The sequence below is a fragment of the Chryseolinea soli genome, from assembly GCF_003589925.1.
Classification (GTDB): Bacteria; Bacteroidota; Bacteroidia; order Cytophagales; family Cyclobacteriaceae; genus Chryseolinea; species Chryseolinea soli.
This window is the reverse complement of sequence record NZ_CP032382.1, coordinates 1,836,568-1,858,547: the sequence shown is the minus strand read 5'-3', so window position 1 is coordinate 1,858,547 and position 21,980 is coordinate 1,836,568. Positions and strand designations below refer to the sequence as shown.

The 21,980-nt window shown below is 52.0% G+C and carries 19 protein-coding genes; 12 read left to right on the top strand and 7 right to left on the bottom strand.

Going from position 1 to position 21,980, the window contains the following annotated elements; genetic code table 11:
* Positions 1–81: 81 nt before the first annotated feature.
* From D4L85_RS08010 to D4L85_RS08000, 3 genes are all read right to left on the bottom strand, one after another.
* Positions 82–963, bottom strand: a complete 882-nt coding sequence (locus tag D4L85_RS08010) for a tyrosine-type recombinase/integrase (RefSeq protein WP_119753840.1) — start codon at positions 961–963, stop codon at positions 82–84.
* Positions 964–1,115: 152 nt separating this feature from the next.
* Entirely contained in the window at positions 1,116–1,313 is a 198-nt protein-coding gene (gene rpsU, locus D4L85_RS08005) for a 30S ribosomal protein S21 (protein ID WP_119753839.1), read from the bottom strand.
* A 52-nt stretch (positions 1,314–1,365) separates the two neighbouring features.
* Entirely contained in the window at positions 1,366–2,535 is a 1,170-nt protein-coding gene (locus D4L85_RS08000; protein WP_119753838.1) for an acyl-CoA dehydrogenase family protein, read from the bottom strand.
* Positions 2,536–2,719: 184 nt separating this feature from the next.
* Between D4L85_RS08000 and D4L85_RS07995 the strand changes: the two genes are divergently transcribed.
* The 8 genes from D4L85_RS07995 to infB all read left to right on the top strand — a co-directional run bounded on the left by D4L85_RS07995 (position 2,720) and on the right by infB (position 12,384).
* Entirely contained in the window at positions 2,720–4,033 is a 1,314-nt protein-coding gene (locus D4L85_RS07995) for a UDP-glucose dehydrogenase family protein (protein WP_119753837.1), read from the top strand.
* Entirely contained in the window at positions 4,026–5,018 is a 993-nt protein-coding gene (locus tag D4L85_RS07990; RefSeq protein WP_119753836.1) for a UDP-glucuronic acid decarboxylase family protein, read from the top strand. The genes D4L85_RS07995 and D4L85_RS07990 overlap by 8 nt, the downstream gene beginning before the upstream one ends.
* A 14-nt stretch (positions 5,019–5,032) precedes the next feature.
* Positions 5,033–6,088: a dTDP-glucose 4,6-dehydratase gene (rfbB, locus tag D4L85_RS07985; RefSeq protein WP_119753835.1), complete on the top strand. Its 1,056-nt coding sequence runs from the start codon at positions 5,033–5,035 to the stop codon at positions 6,086–6,088.
* A gap of 22 nt (positions 6,089–6,110) precedes the next feature.
* The gene (rfbA, locus tag D4L85_RS07980; protein ID WP_119753834.1) at positions 6,111–6,977 is read left to right on the top strand and encodes a glucose-1-phosphate thymidylyltransferase RfbA; all 867 of its coding nucleotides are present in this window, start codon (positions 6,111–6,113) and stop codon (positions 6,975–6,977) included.
* 4 nt (positions 6,978–6,981) lie between these two features.
* On the top strand, positions 6,982–7,599 hold the full coding sequence (locus D4L85_RS07975; RefSeq protein ID WP_119753833.1) for an HD domain-containing protein: 618 nt from the start codon (positions 6,982–6,984) through the stop codon (positions 7,597–7,599).
* A gap of 132 nt (positions 7,600–7,731) precedes the next feature.
* Positions 7,732–8,196: a ribosome maturation factor RimP gene (locus tag D4L85_RS07970; RefSeq protein WP_119753832.1), complete on the top strand. Its 465-nt coding sequence runs from the start codon at positions 7,732–7,734 to the stop codon at positions 8,194–8,196.
* 8 nt (positions 8,197–8,204) lie between these two features.
* A complete protein-coding gene (gene nusA / locus D4L85_RS07965; RefSeq protein ID WP_119753831.1) occupies positions 8,205–9,449 on the top strand; it encodes a transcription termination factor NusA in 1,245 nt (414 codons plus the stop codon).
* Positions 9,450–9,585: 136 nt separating this feature from the next.
* Positions 9,586–12,384 carry a translation initiation factor IF-2 gene (gene infB / locus D4L85_RS07960; RefSeq protein WP_119753830.1) on the top strand — a complete coding sequence of 933 codons (2,799 nt, stop codon included), beginning with the start codon at positions 9,586–9,588 and terminating at the stop codon, positions 12,382–12,384.
* 74 nt (positions 12,385–12,458) lie between these two features.
* Here the strand turns inward: infB and D4L85_RS07955 are convergent, their stop codons facing one another.
* Complete coding sequence (locus tag D4L85_RS07955; protein ID WP_119753829.1) at positions 12,459–13,235, bottom strand: NUDIX hydrolase; 777 nt, start codon at positions 13,233–13,235, stop codon at positions 12,459–12,461.
* Positions 13,236–13,337: 102 nt separating this feature from the next.
* Here D4L85_RS07955 and D4L85_RS07950 point away from each other — a divergent pair, with 102 nt between their 5' ends.
* Both D4L85_RS07950 and D4L85_RS07945 read left to right on the top strand, forming a co-directional pair.
* Positions 13,338–15,209 (top strand): glycoside hydrolase family 3 protein, encoded by a 1,872-nt coding sequence (locus tag D4L85_RS07950; RefSeq protein WP_119753828.1) that lies wholly within the window; start codon positions 13,338–13,340, stop codon positions 15,207–15,209.
* Between the two features lie 34 nt (positions 15,210–15,243).
* Positions 15,244–16,155, top strand: coding sequence for a sugar phosphate isomerase/epimerase family protein (locus D4L85_RS07945; protein ID WP_119753827.1), 912 nt, complete (start codon positions 15,244–15,246; stop codon positions 16,153–16,155).
* Between the two features lie 121 nt (positions 16,156–16,276).
* Here D4L85_RS07945 and D4L85_RS07940 read toward each other — a convergent pair whose 3' ends face one another.
* The 3 genes from D4L85_RS07940 to prfA form a co-directional block, all read right to left on the bottom strand.
* The gene (locus D4L85_RS07940) at positions 16,277–17,656 is read right to left on the bottom strand and encodes an alpha-L-fucosidase (RefSeq protein WP_119753826.1); all 1,380 of its coding nucleotides are present in this window, start codon (positions 17,654–17,656) and stop codon (positions 16,277–16,279) included.
* Positions 17,657–17,818: 162 nt separating this feature from the next.
* The gene (locus D4L85_RS07935; protein WP_119753825.1) at positions 17,819–18,397 is read right to left on the bottom strand and encodes a LemA family protein; all 579 of its coding nucleotides are present in this window, start codon (positions 18,395–18,397) and stop codon (positions 17,819–17,821) included.
* 71 nt (positions 18,398–18,468) lie between these two features.
* Positions 18,469–19,542 (bottom strand): peptide chain release factor 1, encoded by a 1,074-nt coding sequence (prfA, locus tag D4L85_RS07930; protein ID WP_119753824.1) that lies wholly within the window; start codon positions 19,540–19,542, stop codon positions 18,469–18,471.
* Positions 19,543–19,692: 150 nt separating this feature from the next.
* On the opposite strand from prfA, the gene D4L85_RS07925 reads away from it, so the two are divergent.
* Entirely contained in the window at positions 19,693–20,199 is a 507-nt protein-coding gene (locus D4L85_RS07925) for a hypothetical protein (RefSeq protein WP_119753823.1), read from the top strand.
* Between the two features lie 193 nt (positions 20,200–20,392).
* Entirely contained in the window at positions 20,393–21,955 is a 1,563-nt protein-coding gene (locus D4L85_RS07920) for a M20/M25/M40 family metallo-hydrolase (RefSeq protein WP_160143601.1), read from the top strand.
* Positions 21,956–21,980 lie beyond the last annotated feature (25 nt).

Sequence of the window (21,980 nt, the reverse complement as noted above, 5' to 3'; positions counted from 1 at the left end):
CAGTCGGTCAGTAGTTATCTCGTCATGCGCGCCGTGGTTTTATAGTGGTTATAAGGTATAAGACTTTGTACATAGAAATGTTTATGCTTTGGGGTGAGCTTGATCGAAGACCTTCTTCAGCTTCTCCATCGAGTTGTGTGTGTACACCTGTGTGGCGGCCAGGCTGCTGTGGCCCAACAAGTCCTTCACGGCGTTGATCTCCGCTCCCTTGTTCAATAAATGTGTGGCGTAGGTGTGCCGCAGAACGTGCGGACTGTTTTTCTCGGCCGTAGTGTGCTGGCCGAGGTACTTCTTTACCTTTCTGTAGATCATCATCGGGTAGCAGGGCTCGCCCGTGTTGGTGACAAAAAAATATCCGTGTCCTTTCAATTCCACTTCCTTGTTTCTCACGGTCCGGTAGGCTTTCATAGTATTAACGATTCCGGCCGTGAAAGGGATTATTCTTTCTTTGTTTCTTTTGCCGAGCACTTTCAGCGTCCGTCCGTGAAGATCGATCTCATTTTCTTTTAGCGTGAGCAACTCCGACAAACGAATGCCCGTGGCATATAGCAACTCCAGGATGAGTTTGTCGCGCACACCCTCGAGGTCTGGACCGAATTCGGTCTCGTCCAGCAAATGCGCCATATCGCCCTCTTTGACAAAGGAGGGTAATCTCTTTTTTGTTTTTAGTTGGGTGATCTTCTGCAGGGGATCCTTGCTGATCACCTCTTGTCGCAGCAGAAATTTGTAGAAGGAGCGAAGGCAGGCAATTTTCCGGTTCACCGACGCGGCATCCAGGTGGCTTTCCACCAGTTGAATGATCCACGTGCGCACAACACCGTGGTCTGCGGTCTCAGGCGTATAGTCTGGAAATGTGTTGGCAAGAAAAACCGTGAACTGATCGAGATCCGTTTTGTAGGCCAGCACGGTGTGAGCGCTGAGCCGCTTTTCGAATTGGACGTATTTAAGGAAGGATTCTATCATGCTTGCTACACCAAACCCAGCAGTAGAAGCAATGTAAAAAAATAATACCCTTTAAGAAAGACTTAAAGGGTATTAGTGGATATAATGCGGATCGATTGTTGATAACTTTTCAGCTATCAACAAAGTATTCAGATCAAAAAGGGAGAGAATCCTTAGACTTTGGTCTCAGAAAGTCTCATCTGCTCGCGGTAAGCGGCGCGGATGATTTGGTTACGACGGGTAACCGAAGGCTTTTCAAAAGCTGTTCTGGAACGCAATTCCTTCAAAACACCGGTTTTTTCGAACTTCTTCTTGAAGCGCTTCAGGGCTTTGTCGATGGATTCGTTTTCTTTAACGTTAACAATGAGCATAATTCTTATTTAGGGCTGCAAATATAGGATACAGCTGGCCTTTTTGCAAACGCTACTTCAAGATTGAGCGGGAAATGACCAGTTTTTGTATTTCCGAGGTGCCCTCGCCAATGGTACACAGCTTGGCATCGCGGTAATATTTCTCGGCCGGGAAGTCTTTGGTATAACCGTAGCCTCCAAAGATCTGCACCCCCTCATTGGCCACCTCCACGGCCACTTCCGAAGCATAAAGCTTGGCCATGGCCGATTCTTTATTGACGTCCAACCCCCTGTTTTTCATGTCGCCGGCGCGGAAGGTCAGCAATTTGGCAGCCTCGATCTTGGTCGCCATATCGGCCAGCTTGAAGGCGATGCCCTGGAATTGCGAAATGGGCTGGTTGAACTGGTGACGTTCCTTGGAATAGTTTCGGGCGGCGTCGTAGGCTCCCATGGCAATGCCCAGGCTGAGGGCGGCAATGGAGATGCGGCCGCCATCGAGCACTTTCATGGATTGGATAAAGCCCTCTCCTTCTTTTCCCAGCATCTGATCTTTGTGAATCCGGCAGTCAGTAAAGATCAGTTCGGCGGTTTCGGAGGCGCGCATGCCCAGTTTGTTTTCCTTTTTTCCCGAGGTGAATCCAGGAGTGCCTTTTTCGATGACGAAGGCCGTCATGCCGCGCGAGTCGCCCACAGCACCTGTGCGCACGATCACTACGGCCACATTGCCCGACCGGCCATGGGTGATGAAATTTTTTGCTCCGTTGAGCACCCAGTAGTCGCCATCCTTTACCGCTACGGTGCGCATGTTGCCGGCATCCGAACCGGTGTTGGGTTCGGTGAGACCCCAGGCGCCGATCCATTCTGCGGTGGCGAGCTTGGGGAGATAGGCCTGTTTTTGAGAAGCGTTGCCAAAGAGCAGGATGTGATTTGTGCAAAGCGAATTATGCGCCGCCATGGAAAGCCCAATGGATCCGTCGATGCGGGCTATTTCGGCGATGGCGGTGATATATTCCAGGTAGCCAAAGCCGGCACCTTGATATTCTTCCGGCACCAGCACGCCCATCAGTCCCAGGCCTCCCATTTTTTTGAAAAGATCTATGGGAAATTCCTGGCGCTCGTCCCAATCCATCATGTGTGGCTTTATTTCCTTGGCCCCAAAGTCGCGAACCATATCACGGATCATCTTTTGGTTTTCGGTTTCCTGGAAGTTCACGGTCATCGGGTTGTCCATTAATGCTTGCATAGTTAGAGGGTAAAATTTGAGGGCATAAAAGTACGATTAAAATATCAACTAACAAACGAATGTTAGGTTAAATCGATTGCTTAAGAAAAGTGGCTAAGAAATGGCCCAAAGGCCGTGTTCAGGCAACTTGTGTCACTAAAATTCATAATTTCGCATTCCAAAAATCCTTTAATCCCCTCTAATCATGAAAATTGCTGTAGTTGGCACAGGTTACGTAGGTCTGGTAACCGGAACATGTTTTGCAGAAACGGGTAATACGGTCACTTGCGTGGACATCGATCAGGCGAAAGTCGATAAATTGAAAAGTGGCCGCATCACCATTTATGAACCCGGTCTGGAGCAGTTGTTCGACCGCAACATCAAACAAGGTCGTCTTTTTTTCACCACCAGCCTGGAAGAAGGCATTAAGGACGCAAAAATTATTTTTCTCGCCCTCCCCACTCCTCCCGGGGCCGACGGCGCAGCGGATCTCAAATATGTTCTGAAAGTAGCCGAAGATCTTGGCCCGCTGTTGAAAGACTATGCGGTGATCGTAGACAAGAGCACCGTTCCCGTGGGCACCGCCGAAAAAGTGCAGAAGAAAATAGCCCTCGGTGCGAAGGTTGAATTCGATGTGGTTTCCAATCCTGAGTTCTTACGCGAAGGTGTGGCGGTAGACGATTTTATGAAACCCGATCGCGTGGTGGTGGGCACCAATTCGCCCAAAGCCCGCAAAGTGATGGAAGCGCTGTATGCACCCTTTGTGCGTCAGGGAAACCCGATCATTTTCATGGATGAGCGCTCTGCCGAGCTGACAAAATATGCCGCCAATTCTTTTCTCGCCACCAAGATCACGTTCATGAACGAGATCGCCAACCTCTGCGAACTTCTGGGGGCCGACGTGGACTCGGTGCGCAAAGGCGTGGGTACCGATAGCCGCATTGGCAAACGGTTCTTGTTTCCTGGCATCGGCTATGGCGGAAGCTGTTTCCCGAAAGACGTGCAGGCGCTGGCCAAATCGTCGGAAGACGCGAATTATGAATTCAAGATCCTGACCGCGGTGATGGACGTGAACGAAACGCAAAAGACACGCCTCATTCCCCACATCAAGAAATATTTCAATGGCAACCTCAAAGGCAAGACCATCGCCATCTGGGGACTTTCCTTTAAGCCTCACACGGACGACATCCGCGAAGCGCCGTCGTTGTACAACATCGACGAGTTGCTGAAGGAAGGCGCCATCTTGAAAGTGCACGATCCGGAAAGCATGGACAACGTGAAGAAAGTGGTTGGCGACAAAGTGCAATACAGCCACACGCCCTATGAAGCCGCACAGGATGCCGATGCCATCTTCATTGCAACCGAGTGGCCCGAATTCCGTACACCGGATTTCGACAAGCTGTCGTCGATCCTGAAAAATAAGGTGATCTTTGACGGCAGAAACTTATACGATTTGAATTTTATGAAGGAACAAGGATACGTCTACTACAGCATTGGAAGGGAGGTTATCCATGGCTAAGAAGCAACGCGTGCTGATCACGGGTGGCGCCGGTTTTTTGGGATCGCATCTTTGCGACCGCTTCCTGAAAGAAGGCTTTCATGTGATCGCGATGGACAACCTGATCACAGGCGACCTGCGCAACATCGAGCACCTTTTTAAAAGTCCCGATTTCGAATTCTATCATCACGATGTGTCGACCTTCGTGCACATTCCCGGAGAGTTGCACTACATTTTGCACTTCGCCTCTCCGGCCAGTCCGATCGATTATCTGAAAATTCCGATCCAGACGTTGAAGGTAAGTTCGCTGGGAACCCACAACCTGTTGGGTCTGGCCCGTTCGAAAAAAGCCAGGATATTAGTAGCCTCTACCTCCGAAGTCTATGGCGACCCGCTGGTACATCCGCAGACGGAAGAGTACTACGGCAACGTGAACCCTATTGGTCCACGCGGTGTGTACGACGAAGCCAAGCGTTTCCAGGAAGCCATCACCATGGCCTACCACACCTATCACAACCTCGAAACCCGCATTGTCAGAATCTTCAATACCTATGGCCCGCGCATGCGCCTGAACGACGGCCGCGTGCTCCCCGCCTTTATCGGGCAGGCCCTTCGCGGTGAAGACCTGACCGTGTTTGGCGACGGATCGCAAACCCGTTCGTTCTGCTATGTGGATGACGAAGTGGATGGCATCTTCCGCCTGCTCATGTCCGACTATCATTTCCCGGTGAACATCGGCAACCCCGATGAGATCACCATTGGCGATTTTGCCGAGGAGATCGTGAAGCTTACTGGCACCAAGCAAAAAGTGGTGTACAAACCCTTGCCCCAGGACGATCCGAAACAGCGTCAGCCCAACATTACGAAGGCCAAGGAATTGCTGGGTTGGTCACCGAAAGTGTCGCGTGCCGACGGCTTGAAGATCACCTATGAATATTTCAAGAGCCTGCCTCAGGAAGTGCTCTTCCAACGCGATCATAAGGACTTTCAGAAGTACGTGCGCTAACGTTCAAAACTGCTATGACAAAACGAAAAATCTTAATTACAGGTGGAGCGGGCTTTATCGGATCGCACGTGGTCCGGCTGTTTGTCAACAAGTATCCCGACTATACCGTCGTCAACCTGGATAAGCTCACCTACGCGGGCAACCTGGAAAACCTGCGCGACATTGAGAAGAAGCCGAACTATCACTTTGAGAAAGGCGACATCCTCGACGTGGAATTTCTGTTCGAAGTTTTCAAAAAGTACGACATCGACGGCGTGATCCACCTGGCGGCAGAATCGCATGTGGACCGTTCGCTGCATAACCCCACGGAATTTGCCGAGACCAATATTTTAGGAACGCTCAACCTTCTCCGCGCCGCGCAAGCGTCGTGGACGAATGGCTATGAGGGAAAAGTTTTCTATCATATTTCCACCGACGAGGTGTATGGCTCTGCGGACCACGGTGGTTTCTTTACCGAGACCACGCCCATCGATCCGCGCTCGCCCTATTCGGCATCCAAGGCCAGCTCCGATCACTTTGTGAGTGCTTTTCACAACAGCTTCAAATTGCCCACGCGCATCAGCCGTTGCTCGAACAACTACGGTCCTTTCCATTTCCCGGAAAAGCTGATCCCGTTGATGATCAACAATATTCTCAACAACAAACCGCTGCCCGTTTATGGCAAAGGCGAAAACATTCGCGACTGGTTGTTTGTGGAGGATCATGCCCGGGCGATCGACAGCATCTTCCACTTTGGCAAAACCGGTGAAGTGTACAACATCGGTGGGAACAACGAATGGCGGAACATCGACCTGGTGAACTTCCTCTGTCACACGATGGATAAAAAATTGGGTCGCGAGGAAGGCACATCGGCCAAGCTGATCACCTACGTGAAAGACCGCCTGGGCCACGACCTGCGCTATGCCATCGACGCTTCCAAACTGACTGCCGAAACTGGCTGGCGGCCGCAAGTGACGTTTGAGGAAGGACTGGAAAAAACGGTGGATTGGTATCTCGCCAACGAGGGATGGTTGAAAAACGTGACGTCGGGCGACTATCTGAAATATTATACTAAAATGTACCAGGCCTAAGGCCTGTATAAAACCCTACTCTATGAAAGGTATCATTCTTGCCGGTGGATCGGGCACGCGCTTGTATCCGCTGACGATGGCGGTGAGCAAGCAGCTCATGCCCGTGTATGATAAACCCATGATCTATTATCCGCTGTCTGTATTGATGATGGCCGGCATCCGGGAGATCCTTTTTATCTCTACACCGCATGACTTGCCCATGTTTGAAAAATTGCTCGGCGACGGCAAACGGTTGGGATGTAATTTTCAATATGAAGTACAACCCTCGCCCGACGGTCTCGCGCAAGCGTTTATCATCGGCGAAAAATTCGTGGGCAAGGATAAGGTGGCGTTGATCCTGGGCGATAACATTTTCTATGGCTCCGGCATGCAGGGCATTCTTCAATCCAACAGCGACCCCGATGGTGGTGTCGTATTTGCCTATCACGTCCTTGACCCGGAACGGTATGGTGTGGTCGAGTTCGATGCGAACAGAAAGGTGATTTCCATAGAGGAAAAACCCAAACAGCCCAAGTCCAACTACGCTGTCCCCGGATTGTATTTCTACGACAACGATGTGGTGGCCATTGCCAAAGCCCTGAAGCCAAGTCCTCGTGGTGAGTTGGAGATCACGGATGTGAACAACGAGTATCTGCGCAGGGGAAAATTGAAAGTGGCGCCCATGAGCCGCGGCACCGCCTGGCTTGATACGGGCACATTCGATTCGCTGATGCAAGCCGGCAATTTCGTGCAGGTGATCGAGCAACGCCAGGGACTGAAAGTAGGGTGTATCGAAGAGATTGCTTTCCGAATGAATTTTATCACGAAGGACCAGCTCCTGCAGCTAGCCAAGCCGTTGGAGAAGAGTGGCTATGGCAGCTACCTGAAAAATTTGCCCGACTATTTCTGATCCCATGATGATCGGCGAGCTTTTTATCGCTACCGCCTCGAAGGTAACGTCCGATGCTTCCCTGGTCCAGTCGTTCTGGGCAGAGATCGGGAAACAGTATAGCCACCGGTCACGCCGCTATCACACGTTGGCGCATTTGGAGAAAATGACAGCCGAGTTGGTGATGGTCAAAGAACAGATCGAGGATTTTGATGCCGTTGTGTTCGCGATTGTCTATCACGATGTCGTCTACAATGCCACGAAAAAAGATAACGAGGAGAAGAGCGCTGAATTGGCCCGGAAGCGATTGACTTCCCTGTCATATTCCTTGTCAGCCATTGATCGCGTCGCGGCCCACATCCTGGCCACAAAGTCCCATCACATAAGCGAGGACAACGACACGAACCTTTTCACTGATGCCGATCTGTCGGTTTTGGGAGCTCCCTGGGAGGCATACCGGGAATATTATCAGCAGATCAGAAAGGAGTATGCCATCTATCCGGATTTGCTCTACAAGCCCGGCCGGCGCAAGGTTTTGCAACATTTTTTGGACTTGCCGGCAATCTTTAAAACCCAGGCTTTCCAAACGCGTTATGAGGGACCGGCCCGGGAAAACCTGGTCCGGGAACTAGAAACCCTGTAATTCGGTATTAGGATCAGTAGAATTCCTCCGGGTTTTGGTAAAAACCCAAAAAAGATTTACTTTTGCGCAAGTTTCTGATAAATTATCAAGGGGGGACAAACAGTCCCCTCTTTGTTTATAGAATATTTTCAGATGGAAATTGCGGAGGAAATCAGGAAAATCGCGGTCTCGAAACTGCTCAACCCCCACCATTTTGTGGTGGACGTGGTGGTTTCGGCACGGAAGGGGCCTAAAAAGGTGTTGATCACCTTGGATGGCGACGAAGGTGTGAACATCGACGACTGCGCCAACCTGAGCCGGGAAATTGGAAAGGCATTGGAAGAGTCCAACCTCATGGACGAAGCCTATATGCTGGAAGTCTCCACCCCCGGCGTAGACCAGCCCCTGCAGCTCCATCGCCAGTATAAAAAGCACATCGGTCGGAAATTGAAATTGAAGCTCCGCGACAAGATCGTGGAGGGGAAACTCACCGAGGTGGCCGACGACAAGATCGCGGTGATCCAGGAAACGGGAACCGGCAAGCAGAAAGAGACAGTGTTGCTGGATATTCCTTTTTCAGAGATCGAAAAATCATTTGTGTTAGTTAGTTTCAAATAGACATAACCATGGATGCACATGAATTAATTCAGTCGTTTGCTGAATTCGCAAAGCAGAAAAACATCGACCGGCCCACGATGATCCGGATCCTGGAAGATGTGTTTCGCAACATGATTAAAAAGAGATTTGGCTCCGATGAGAAATTCGACATCATCGTGAATGCCGACAAAGGCGATTTGGAAATCTATCGCTTCCGCGAGATCGTGGATGATGACTCCGAGGACATTTGGGATTTTGACAAGATCAGCCTGACGGAGGCCCACAAGATCGAGCCCGACTTTGAAGTGGGCGAAGAAGTTTCGGAACAGATCTTCATCGACGACTTCGGCCGTCGCGCGGTGACCACGGCGCGTCAGACGCTCATTCAAAAAGTGAAAGACCTGGAGAAGGACATCCTTTTCCAAAAATATAAAGACCTGGTGGGCGAGATCATCGCCGGCGAAGTGTACCAGGTGTTGAGCCGCGAAGTGCTGCTGACCGATGCCGAAGGCAACGAAGTAGCTATTCCGCGCAACGAGCAAATTCAGAAAGACCGTTATCGCAAAGGCGAAAACGTTCGTGCCATTGTGCACAAGGTAGAGATGGTGAACGGCAATCCGAAGATCATCCTGTCGCGCACGTCGCCCGTTTTCCTGGAGCGGCTGTTCGAGCAAGAGGTGCCGGAAGTATACGATGGTTTGATCACCATCAAGAAAGTGGTGCGCGAGCCCGGCGAGCGCGCCAAGGTGGCCGTAGAATCCTATGACGACCGCATCGACCCGGTGGGTGCTTGCGTGGGTATGAAAGGATCGCGGATCCACGCCATTGTTCGCGAATTGCAGAACGAGAACATCGACGTGATCAACTACACGGAAAACCTGGAACTTTACATTCAGCGGGCACTAAGTCCTGCGAAAATTGTTTCCATTAAGATAGACAAAGACAACGGGCGCGTTTCTGTTTACCTGAAACCCGATCAGGTATCGCTCGCCATCGGTAAAGGTGGTTTGAATATCAAGTTGGCCAGCCGTTTAGTGGGTTATGAAATCGATGTATTCCGCGAATTGGCCGAAGGACAATCGGAAGAGGATGTGGATCTGAGCGAATTCTCCGACGAGATCGAAAGCTGGGTGATCGACGAATTGAACCGCATCGGTTTGGATACCGCCAAGAGTGTATTGGCATTGTCGAAAGAAGAATTGGTGCGCCGCACCGACCTCGAAGAAGAAACCGTCGATGGCGTGCTGGGCATATTGAAGAAGGAATTTGAGTAAGGGCGAACCTATCTGTTCGCCGCAAGTTTGGATAGAGAAGTTGGTAAGGCTGTGATGCAAGCATGAATACAACGTTAAATTTCGCGGCATCGGCGATATAGGTTTTAAAGTGTTTAAAAAACAGGCATATTTGAGTATGGCAGAAGAAAAATTGATCAGGTTGAGTCAGGCAGCAAGGAAGCTCAATGTGGGCCATGGCACCATCTTGGATTTTCTGGCGAAGAAGGGCTTTGAGGTAGAAAACAACCCCAATGCCAAGCTCACTCCTGAGCAAGTAACTCTTTTGTCGAAAGAGTTTGCTTCTTCCGCCACCGAAAAACTGGAAGCCTCCGGGCTTTCCATCGGCGTGAAACACGCCGACAACGTTGTGCTGGAAACGGAAAAAGAAACGGCTAAAAAGCGGGTCGATGATGAAGAAAGCAGCATCATGATCAAGAACCTGGGTTCCAAAGACCTCAAGGCCAAAGAGGAACCCAAGGCCGAAAAAGTGGAGCGCGAAAAGCCGAAGCTGGAAGGCATCAAAGTGGTGGGCAAAATCGAACTGGAGAAGAAAGCCGCAGTAGAGGAAGAAAAGCCCGTCGTCGCCAAAGTTGTTGAACCGGAAAAGAAGGTAGAAAAAGAAGCTCCGAAAGAAGTTCAGAAAATCGAAGAGCCCGTCGCCGTAGTTGAACCCAAAAAGCCGGTGGAACCCCCCGTCGTGGTGGTGCCGCCCGTGAAGGAAGAACCTGTGGCAGAAAAACAACCCGAACAGGAGTTGATCAAAGGTCGCGCAGACCGGTTGCAGGGCTTGAAAGTTGTGGACAAGATCCAGCTTCCCGAAAAGAAGAAAGATGCTCCCGTAGCGTCTTCCGATACACAGAAAGACAACAAGGGCAAACGCCCCCGCAAGCGCATCCCTACCGATCAACCCGGTGGCAATGCACCCCCGCAGCAGCAACAGCCTGGTGGAGGCCCGCCGCGTGGACCACGCCCGCAGCAACCGCCGCAGCGTGGCAGGGGCCCTCAAGCTCCGCGCGTTCAAAAGGCCGAGCCTACCGAAAAAGAAATTCAAGATCAGATCCGCGCCACGCTGGCCAAGTTGAGCGGCGGTGGCAACAAGAAAGGCGGCGCCAAATACAGAAGAGAAAAACGTCAAGCGAACTCCGATGCGCAAGAGCAGCAAATGCTGCAAGATCAGGAAGCATCGAAGACACTGAAAGTAACGGAATTCATCTCCGCCAACGACTTGGCTTCGATGATGAACGTTTCAGTGAACGATGTCATTTCTACTTGCCTTAGCTTGGGTATGTTCGTATCCATCAACCAACGCCTCGATGCAGAGGCGATCACCGTCATTGCCGACGAGTTTGGCTATGCCGTGCAATTCACCTCTGCTGAAGAAGAGTTGGATATGCAAGAGGAAATTGAGGACGAAGACGCCTTGCAACCGCGCGCACCCATCGTGACGATCATGGGTCACGTTGACCACGGTAAGACTTCATTGCTGGATTATATCCGCAATACCAAAGTAACAGCATCCGAGGCCGGCGGTATCACGCAGCACGTAGGTGCATACGACGTAATGACCAAGAGCGGTCACAAAATCGCCTTCCTCGATACACCCGGTCACGAAGCGTTTACCGCCATGCGTGCACGCGGTGCCAAGCTGACGGACATTGCCATCATCGTGGTGGCTGCCGACGACGATGTGATGCCGCAAACGAAAGAAGCCATCAACCATGCACAAGTGGCTGGGGTGCCCATCGTAATTGCCATCAACAAAATTGACAAGCCCTCGGCCAACCCCGAACGCATTCGCGAAGGTCTTTCCAAGATCAATATTCTTGTGGAAGAGTGGGGTGGTAAATATCAAAGCTCCGAGATCTCTGCGAAAACCGGAAAGGGTATCGACTCCCTGCTGGAAAAGGTATTGCTCGAAGCGGAATTGTTGAACCTGAAAGCAAATCCCAATCGCCGGGCCACCGGTTCGGTCATTGAAGCATCGTTGGATAAAGGCCGTGGCTACGTGGCCACGATTATGGTGCAAACCGGAACCTTGCGGGTAGGCGACATCTTGCTGGCCGGCGCAAACTACGGACGCGTGAAAGCCATGTTCGACGACACCGGAAAGAAAGTAGCTGAAGCTGGACCTTCCACACCCGTGGTGGTCCTGGGTCTTGACGGAGCGCCTCAAGCCGGTGAAAAAGTGATGGTCATGGAAACGGATCGTGAGGCACGCGAAGTGGCCACGAAACGCGGACAGATCATGCGTGAGCAAAGCATCCGCACGAAGAAACACATTACACTGGATGAGATCGGCCGTCGTTTGGCGATCGGTAACTTCAAACAGTTGAATGTGATCGTGAAAGGTGACGTGGACGGATCGGTGGAAGCCCTTACCGATTCCCTGTTGAAACTTTCGACGCAAGAAATACAAGTGTCCATCATCCACAAAGGTGTGGGCCAGATCTCAGAATCGGATGTATTGTTGGCATCGGCATCGGATGCCATTATCCTGGGCTTCCAGGTGCGGCCTTCCGCAGCAGCGCGCCGTGTAGCAGACAACGAAGAGATCGAAATCCGTCTGTACTCCATCATCTATGACGCCATCAACGATGTGAAGGCCGCTATGGAGGGTATGTTGGCACCGGAAACCGAGGAAGTGATCGTGGGCAATGCCGAAGTGCGCGAAGTGTTCAAGATCTCCAAGATCGGAACGATCGCCGGCTGTATGGTGACCGATGGCTCTATCAAACGCAGCAACCCGATCCGCCTCATCCGCGATGGTATCGTGGTGTATGCCGGCAAGCTGGGTTCATTGAAACGTCACAAAGACGATGCAAGCGAAGTGAAGACAGGCTTCGACTGCGGTATCGGCATCGACGGATTCAACGACATGCAAGTGGGCGACGTGATCGAAAGCTACGAACAACGCGAAGTGAAGAGAACTTTGTAAGACGCTCGTAGATCGTTAAAAAACGAAGTCAAAAAAATAAAGAAGAAACCCTGATCGAACCGGTCAGGGTTTTTTTATTGAAGACCAATTCTCAATCCCTGCTTCATCGCCTTCTCATATTTGCGTTGATCAAAGCGATAGAGGAACGGCGCTTTGTGGGCGCCGCCTTGTTTGCGTTCGTTGAGGCGTTCCAGGATATCGAGGGCGAGCATTTTCTTTTGGAAATTACGACGGTCGAGTTGTTTGTCAAGGATGGTTTCATACATCCGCTGCAGCTCCGGCATGGTGAATTTTGGAGGCAACAAGTCCCTTCCCACGGGGTAGTCGTTGAGATTCCGGCGCAAAGAATCCAGGGCTTTCTCCAGGATGTTGTTATGATCCAGGATGAGCGTTGGCACTTTATCGATGTCCCACCACTGACAGGTTTCCGAAAACTCGTCGGGCTTGGGAACCACTTTGGAAAATTCCACCAGGGCCCAATAACCGATCGAGACGAAGCGTTCGGTGAGCCATGATTTGTTCTTGACCTCCAGGGGAGGCTCGATGCCATGCTTGGATCGTTCGCGGTTGGGATCGCCAAAGGCGTAGAACTGCTGCAAGTAAATGTTGTTGAGCCCGGTCCGCTGGTGAAGCACCCGGATCGCTGCTTCCTCGATGTGCTCGCCCTTGAGAATGAATCCGCCGGGCAGGCACCAGCGGCGCGTATCCTTCCACTCCAGCAACAAAACCTTGAGCTGGTTGTCGTGAAAGCCGAAGATCACATTGTCGATGGAAAGGTGTGTGAGGTAATACAGATGCCCTTTCTCAAAGAATTCGCGCCGACTAAGCTTCTGCGCTGGTTTTTTTCCCATTCCGCTAATATAGAGAAACCGCGGGGTGCATAAAAAATTTTTCAATGCGTACTTCAGACACATTGAAAATTTGTATCATTGTGTACCACAAACACAATAAAAATGAAGATTTCTTTCCGATATGCCCTGCTGGCCATCCCGCTGGCAGCCGTCCTGGGCCTGTCCTTTGCCACCCGCCCGGCCTACCGCGACCTCAATAAAAACGGTAAGATGGACGTGTATGAAGACGCATCGAAGCCGGTGGCGGCACGGGTCAATGATCTTTTGTCGCAGATGACCCTGGAGGAGAAGGCCGGCATGATGTTCATCAACGGCGTGCGCCTCAACGACGATGGCAGTCTCGAAGAACGGCCGGGCACGGGCATGTTTGCCTTTGCACCCACCGCGCCTGCGCTGATCCGCGATAAGAAAATGAACCACCTCAACATCTGGGCAGCGCCAGGCACGAAGGCGTTGGCCACGTGGTATAACAACATTCAGAAAATGGCGGAGGAAAGCCGGTTGGGAATTCCCATCACGTTGGCATCGGACCCGCGTCATTATTTTAGCAACAACATTTTTGCGATGTCGGCGGAGACGTTTTCGCAGTGGCCGGAGCAGCTTGGCTTTGCGGCCATTGGCGATGAAGCGCTCACCCGCAAGTTTGCTGACATTGCCCGCCAGGAATATTTGGCGGTGGGCATCCGTGAAGCTTTGCACCCCATGGCCGACCTGGCCACGGAGCCGCGTTGGCCTCGCGTGAGCGGAACCTTTGGCGAAGACGCCAACCTGTCGGCCAAAATGATCAAGGCCTATGTGCTCGGTTTCCAGGGAGCCACCCTCGACAAGAATGGCGTGGCTTGTATGACGAAACATTTTTCGGGAGGAGGTCCGCAGAAAGAAGGACTTGACCCTCATTTCGAATTCCAAAAAGGACAAGTTTACCCAGGTAATAATTTCAATTATCACCTCATTCCGTTTGAAGCAGCCTTCGCGGCAAAGACAGCGGCCATCATGCCTTATTATGGCGTGCCGACGGATCAGACCAGCGAGAACGTGGCGTTCAGTTTCAACAAGGATATCATCACCAAGTTGCTGCGCGAGAAATACAAATACGACGGTGTGGTTTGCACCGACTGGGGTCTGATCACCGATGCCAAAATGGGCAACGTGGTGTGGCCCGCCCGCGCGTGGGGTGTGGAGAAGTTGAGCGAGAAGGAACGCGTGTTGAAGGTGATAAACGCCGGCGTGGATCAATTTGGTGGTGAGAGTGTGCCGGACTATGTTGTTGCCTTGGTGAAAGAAGGTCAATTAAGTGAGAAGCGTGTGGATGAATCCGTGAGACGGCTGCTCCGTCAGAAGTTTGAATTGGGTTTGTTCGACAACCCGTATGTGGATGTCGACAAAGCTACACAGATCGTGGGCAAGGACGAATTTAAGAAAGCCGGCGAAGCAGCACAGCGCCGTGCCATCACGTTGCTAAAGAACGACGCGAAAACCCTGCCCCTCTCGGGCAAGAAAAAGATCTTTGTTCAAAATATCGACAAGACGGTGGCTGCGCAATACGGTGAAGTGGTCGACACACCGGAGGCGGCCGAGCTGGCCATCATTCGCTTGAAAACACCGTGGGTACCTATTGAAACCGAAAATTTTCTGGCGAAAATGTTCCACCACGGCGACCTGGATTTCAAAGGTAAAGAGAAGGACGACATCCTCAAGTTGCTCAACACTGTGCCCACCATCGTGGACATCTACCTTGACCGGCCGGCCGTGATCCCCGAGATCAGTGCCAAAGCAAAAGCGCTCGTAGCCAACTATGGTGCCAGCGATGCGGCGCTGTTGGATGTGATCTTTGGAAAAGCAAAACCCGAAGGCAAGCTGCCGTTTGAATTGCCCTCGTCGATGGAGGCCGTGCGCAATCAAAAAGAAGATGTGCCGTACGACTCGAAAGATCCGCTTTACAAATTCGGTTTTGGGTTGTCGTATTCGAAATAAGTAAAATCAAAAAATTCATTAAACAGACAGAGACATGATCAATCGCAGAGATTTTTTGAAGGGCTCGGGTGCGTTGGCATTGGGCAGCCTTATGCTTCCGGGAAGTGCCGAAGCGTTTTCTTTCTTGAAGGGAGCGGCTGCCAAACCCATCGGCATCCAGATGTTCACGTTGCTGAGGCTGATGGGCGATGATGTGAAGGGAACCTTCAAGAAGCTTGCCGACATCGGGTTCAAGGACATTGAAACGGCGTTCAGTCCCAAGGGATATTACTACGGCCTGAAGCCGAAGGAACTAAAGACCATGATCGAAGACGCGGGTATGAAATGGCGCAGCCACCACGTGATGGGCGCCCCATTCAAGATGCCTGACGGTCGCGCATTGCCGCCGGAGTATGCGTTCATTGCGTCGCTGCCAAATCTTCGCGACAACTATCAGCAACTGGTAGACGAAGCGGCGGAAGGAGGATTGCCTTATCTCGTATGCGCCAGTGCGCCGGTGGGTACGTTGGATGAGATCAAAGGTTCGATCGATATTTTTAGTAAGACCGGGGAGGCTTGTAAGAAGGCGAAGATCCAGTTTGCTTATCACAATCACGCTACGGAGTTCGATCTCGTGGAGGGAAAGAGGCCTTACGATTTGATCATGTCGCAAACCGACAAAGAGCTGGTGAAGATGGAGCTTGACTTGGCGTGGGCCACGAAGGCGAAGCAGAATCCGGTGGATTTGTTCAAGCAATATCCGGGTCGGTTCCCGTTATGGCATGTGAAGGATATCGGTAGCGATTTGAATACGATCACTGAGATCGGGAATGGTGTGGTGCAGTTCAAGCCCGTGTTTGAGAATGCTAAGCTCTCGGGAATGAAGCATTTCTTTTACGAACAAGATATGGCGCCGTCGATGGAGAGTGTGACGACGAGTTTTGCGAATTTGTCCAAAATCATATAGAACCGCCTCACCTTCGCTAAAGCTTCGGCGAGCAAAGTGAGGCGCAAAGAACGCAAAGTTAAATGCAGAGAAGGGCTTTGCGTTTGACTTTGCGTCTTAGCGCCTTTGTGGTTTAATTTTTTTATAGGGCGTTCGCTACTTTAAATACCCAGGCATACTGACAGGGGTTGGTGGCCGGGTTCAGCGAAGGAGGCGTGATCTTGAGATCGCTTCCGCTGGCGGCTTGCGCTACCTTACCGGAATATCCCAGCAAAGAAACCTTCGCGCTTTTGCTAACGCCTTTCACGGTGAGGGTTTGCTCGGGAAATTTTGTACAGATCACATAGAGATCGTTTCCTTTCCGGGTGTAATACACTTTGGTATCGGCCGTCACCGCAGGAGCCTTATCCCACGAACGCGTGCCATAAATAGCTTCACCATTCACACGAAGCCAACCACCCATGTCGGCCAGGCGTTGTTGCATGATCACGGGAATACGTCCGTCAGCAGTGGGGCCGATGTTCAGGAGCAGATTGCCTCCGCGCGCAACCTTGTCGACCAGGATGTGTACGAGTTTCTCAGACGTCGAATAGTCCGCGAGTTGTTCGTTCCGGTTGTAGCCAAACGATCCGCCAATGCCGCGGCACTCTTCCCAGGGGTGCTCGATCTTTTTTCCAACAGAAGTTTGATCATGCACCAGGTCGTATTCGGTCGTGTAAATGCCGCCGTGTTTGCTCCGCGTTTCTTTTCCCCAGCGATCGTTCACCACCACCGTTTCTTTGACAGGCGATTCGTTGTAGAGCCACGCCAGGAAGGATGTGCTTTTCCAGGTTTCGCTGGGGTGATCCCACTCGCCATCGGTCCACACTACATCGGGTTGGTAGCGGGTCACGAGGTCTTTCATTTGGGGGATCATGTGGTCGTCAACGTATTTGTTTACGTCTGTTTTGTAGAGGGGATTGAACCACTCGTAGAGGGAATAGTAGAAGCCCATGTGCAGACCTTTTGCTTTCACGGCTTTCGAGAGGTCGCCGGCCAGGTCGCGGTGCGGCCCTACGTCAACCGCGTTCCAATTCCAGGATTGGGCGCTGGGCCAAAGCGTGAAGCCTTCGTGGTGTTTGGAGGTGAGCACGACGTAGCGTGCACCGGACTGCTCGAGGATGGTGGCCCAATCGGCAGGCTCGAACATCTCGCACGTAAAACCTTTGACAAAATCCTGGTACTTGAAATCTTTGCCATAGGTGCGGTTGTGAAAATCATTGAACTCTTTGTGCGTCGCTGCGTTGGGATCGAGCAGGCGCCACCAATACCATTCCGCATATTGTTCGTAGACGGCCGATTTGGTGGGTCCCCATGCGGGCACTGAGAACACCCCCCAGTGAATGAAGATGCCGAACTTGGCATCCTGAAACCAGGTGGGCACGGGGCGACTGTCGATGGAATTCCAGTTGGCTTCGTATTGGGCCTGGGCGGTGAGGCCACACGCGAGCAGCCATACAAAAAGAAGAAGCGGTCGTAGCATAGGCGTAGTGTTATGTAGGTCTACGAATCTACCAAATTTCTCAGCGCTACTGTTTATTTCTTATTTAAAAGGTGAGCCGGTACAGAATAAATAAAATAAAAAAAGCCCCACCAATTCTGGCGGGGCCCCTCTTCGTGCAAGCGGAGAGGTAAGATCGTGTGATCAGAATTTTACTTGTGGTGCATCCTGTGCGCTTTGCGAGGCTTCAAATCCTTTGCGGATACTAAAGTCTTCGTCGCCACCAAACCAACCCAGGGCCATTTTTTTCCAGAAGCCGCGGATGAAGGTGTTGTATCCTTTGATGGATTCATTAAAGCGTTGACGCGCCACGTTGATGCGGTTCTCGGTGCCTTCCAATTGAGATTGCAGGTCCTGGAAATTTTCCGTGGAGCGGATCTGCGGATAGGCTTCGAACGCCAGGTTGATAGCGGTGTTGATTTTGCGACCGGCAATCTCCAGGTCTTCCGGAGTTTTTGCGTTCACGATGCCGGCGCGGGCTTGTGTCACCTCTACCAAAATGCCTTTTTCATTTTCGGCTGCACCTTTCACGGTGGCCACCAGGTTGGGCACCAGGTCGGCACGGCGTTGGTAGGCTGCCTGCACATCGCCCCATTGGGCATTTACGTCTTCCTGTAGCTTCACAGCATTGTCATAAACACCGCTGCCCCAGGAAATAAATCCGAAGACTGAAATAACAACCACTCCGATTACAACGAGGGTTATCAATAATCCTTTGCTCATATTGCTTTTTTAGTTTGAAACGAAATTACTGAAAAGGAATCTATTCAAGTTAATAAAATATTTTACGATGCTCATTGCGTAGCGCTTTCCATCATGCGCTCGGCGCTGTCGGCGATGCGCAGTTGTTCAACGAAGCCATCGAGGTCGCCGTTCATGACGGCCGGTAAATTGTGTTGCGTGTAACCGATGCGGTGGTCGGTGACACGGCTCTGTGGATAATTATAGGTACGTATTTTTTCAGAGCGGTCGCCGGTGCGCACGATCGACTTGCGGGTGGCACCGATTTCCGATTGCTGTTTTTCCAATTCGATCTCGTACAATTTTGTCTTCAACATTTGCAGGGCGCGCTCGCGGTTGCCATGTTGTGAGCGTTCGATCTGGCAAGTGATGACGATGCCCGAGGGCTTGTGCGTGAGTTGCACTTTTGTTTCCACTTTGTTCACGTTCTGACCACCCGCTCCGCTGGAGCGCGCGGTTTGATATTCCAGGTCTGCCGGGTTGATCTCGATGGACACATCTTCCACTTCCGGCATCACCACCACAGAAGCGGCCGATGTGTGGACGCGACCCATCTGTTCCGTGGCCGGCACGCGCTGCACCCGGTGAACACCCGATTCAAATTTCAGCAAGCCATAAACGGACTCGCCGCTCACGCTGCAGATCACTTCTTTGTAGCCACCGGCTGTGCCTTCCGTGACATCGAGCACGGACATTTTCAGACCGCGGCGTTCGCAGAAACGCTGGTACATGCGCCAGAGGTCGCCGGCAAAAATAGCCGCTTCGTCGCCACCGGTTCCGGCGCGAATTTCCAGCATCACGTTCTTGTCGTCGTTGGGGTCTTTGGGAATGAGCAATTCCTTGATCTCGCCGTCCAGGTGCTCGATTTTGGGCTCCAGTTCGTCGATCTCCATTTTAGCCAATTCGCGAAGCTCTTCGTCTTTTTCCTTCTGAAGCACCTCTTTGGCCTGCTGCAAATGATTGCGGGCGTCCTTGAATTGATTGTATTTGATGACGATCTTTTCCAGGTCCCGGTATTCCTTGCTGAGCTGAGAGAATTTCTTGATGTCCTTCACGGTCTCCGGCTGTGCCAGCAGTTGGCCCAGCTCCTCAAAACGCAGCTTGATTTCTTCCAGTTTTTCGATCATACCCAATATTGAACCCGCAAAGGTAACAAAAAGAAAGACGTAAAGGGTCCACGGAATATTGTTGTTTCCCGGGAAAACGTAGCCTCTGGGTGGGCGCTAAATATGGGCCTGTGGCTTGGATTTTCATGCCGCCCGTAGGACCTTTGGCCCATGAGAAAAATCGTATTTGCGGGACTTTTTGTCCTGGTGGCCTGTGGCGGGAAACTAACCGACGAACAACGCCGGAAAATGCACGAGGACATGGAGCAGCACCAAATCGTGAAGCTGTCGGATGCTGAGATCATGACCGGTGCGCTGGACCAGGGGCGGGAGATTTTCAAGGCGCTGGAAACCGTGCATTTCGATCCGGCAAAGACCGACTCCGTTGCCCGTCACTACCATGCCCACGCGCGGTGGATCGTGCCTGGTTCGGGCAACGCCATGGAGGTGGAGCGTCAGCTCATCGAGGCCTATGTGATCGGCGCGGAAACGGGCTCGACGCAAGACAACATCCAGAAAATTTACAAGGAGGGCCGGCAGGAAGACTATGACTCCGTGCTGTATTCGCGACCCCTTGTTTCACCGTTGCCCGATGGCGCCGTGAATGTTGACGGCGTTTGGAATATTTACCGGGCCAAGAAGGATGTCATCCTTTCGCTCAGCAAAAAACAGAAGTGACAAACGATTCGATCTGGCGAAGGAATGTGTTCGCCGGTCTCGGTCTTTTTCCTCCTTTTTTTGACGTCTCAAATAACCGGCGTCCTTTTCCGATTCGAAAGAATTTCTCGGCATCTCCCGAAAAATAAATAAGCGGTAGCTCGATGCAGCGCAATGAAGTCTAAATTCACCACCTCAAATGGTCATGCCGTCTATGAAAAAATTCCGTTGCTATCTATGCGTTGCCCTGCTCATGCTTTTCGCCCCGGTGCTACAGGGGCAATCGCGCGATGCGGTGGACACTGCGCTGGTGTCGAAGTTCAGAAAAGAAGGATTGAAGAATTCCAAGGTGATGGAGATCCTGAGCATGCTCACCGACGTGAACGGTCCGCGGCTCACCAACTCGCCCGGTTATAAGAACGCCGCGAACTATGCTAAGTCCGCCTTGGAAAGTTGGGGTGTCGGGAATGTGCACTTCGATTCGTTTGGTCCTTTTGGGCGGGGGTGGTTTATAAAAAAATTCAGCCTGCAGGTTATGGCGCCGGTTTATTTTTCGGTGATTGGCTATCCCAAAGCCTGGTCGCCCGGCGTGAAAGGAACACACAAGACCGAAGCGATCTACCTGGATGTGAAGAGCGAAGAAGACCTCGAAAAATACAAAGGCAAGTTGAAGGGAAAGATCGTGCTCTTCGATTTCCCCATCATGCCCAAGCCCGCTTTCAAACCCGATGCCACGCGACTCACCGACTCCACGTTGTTGAAGATGGCCAACGCCGCGGCATCGAGTCGCTCCGGTGGTTCGCGGAGACGTTTTGCGGCCGGGGCGCCCGAAATGTTGACCTACAAAAAATGGAGGCTCTGTGAAAGTGAAGGAGCGTTGGCTGTGTTGGAAGGCAGTCGCGGAAGTTATGGAACGTTCTATGCCAGCGCGGCGACCGTCCCCACCGATCCCACGGCGTCTGGTGCGCGCATCGGCGCACAAGCCGCCAATGCACCCGAAATCCTTCCACAAATTGTGGTGGCCGCCGAACATTATAATCGACTGGTGCGACAACTTCAACAGGGTTTGACGGTGAAGCTCGAGTTGGCCATGGAAACGGAATTCACGAAAGCCGAAGACGGCTTCAACGTGATTGGCGAAATTCCGGGAACGGATAAAAAAGAAGAAGTGGTGATGTTTGGTGCCCACCTGGACTCGTGGCACAGCGGAACCGGCACGACCGACAATGCCGTGGGCGTGGCCATTTGCATGGAGGCCATGCGTCTTTTGAAGGTCGCCGGCGTGCAGCCCTCCCGTACCATTCGCATCGGCTTGTGGGGTGGCGAGGAACAGGGCTTGCTCGGGTCAACGGCCTATGTAAAGAAGCATCTCGGCGAGCGTGTGGCCGATAGCGTAAAGCTGACCATGGAGGGAGAGAAGTTTTCTGTCTACTTCAACACCGATAATGGCGGCGGCCGGTGGCGGGGTGTATACTTGCAAGGCAACGAAAATGTGCGGCCTGTTTTTCGCGAGTGGTTGAAGCCGTTTGAAAAAGACGGAACGTCCACCCTAAGCCTGAGCAACACCGGCAGCACGGACCACATCCCCTTCGACAACGTGGGGTTGCCGGGATTTCAGTTCATCACCGATCCCATCGAATATTTCGCGCGAAGCTGGCATTCTAGCATGGACATGTACGAACGCGCGGTGGAAGCCGACCTGAAGCAAAATGCCGTCATGCTGGCCACGTTTGCCATTGGGGCCGCAAACCGCGAAGGCCTGATGCCGAGGAAATGAGTAGTTAGTCTTGAGTCCTTAGTCA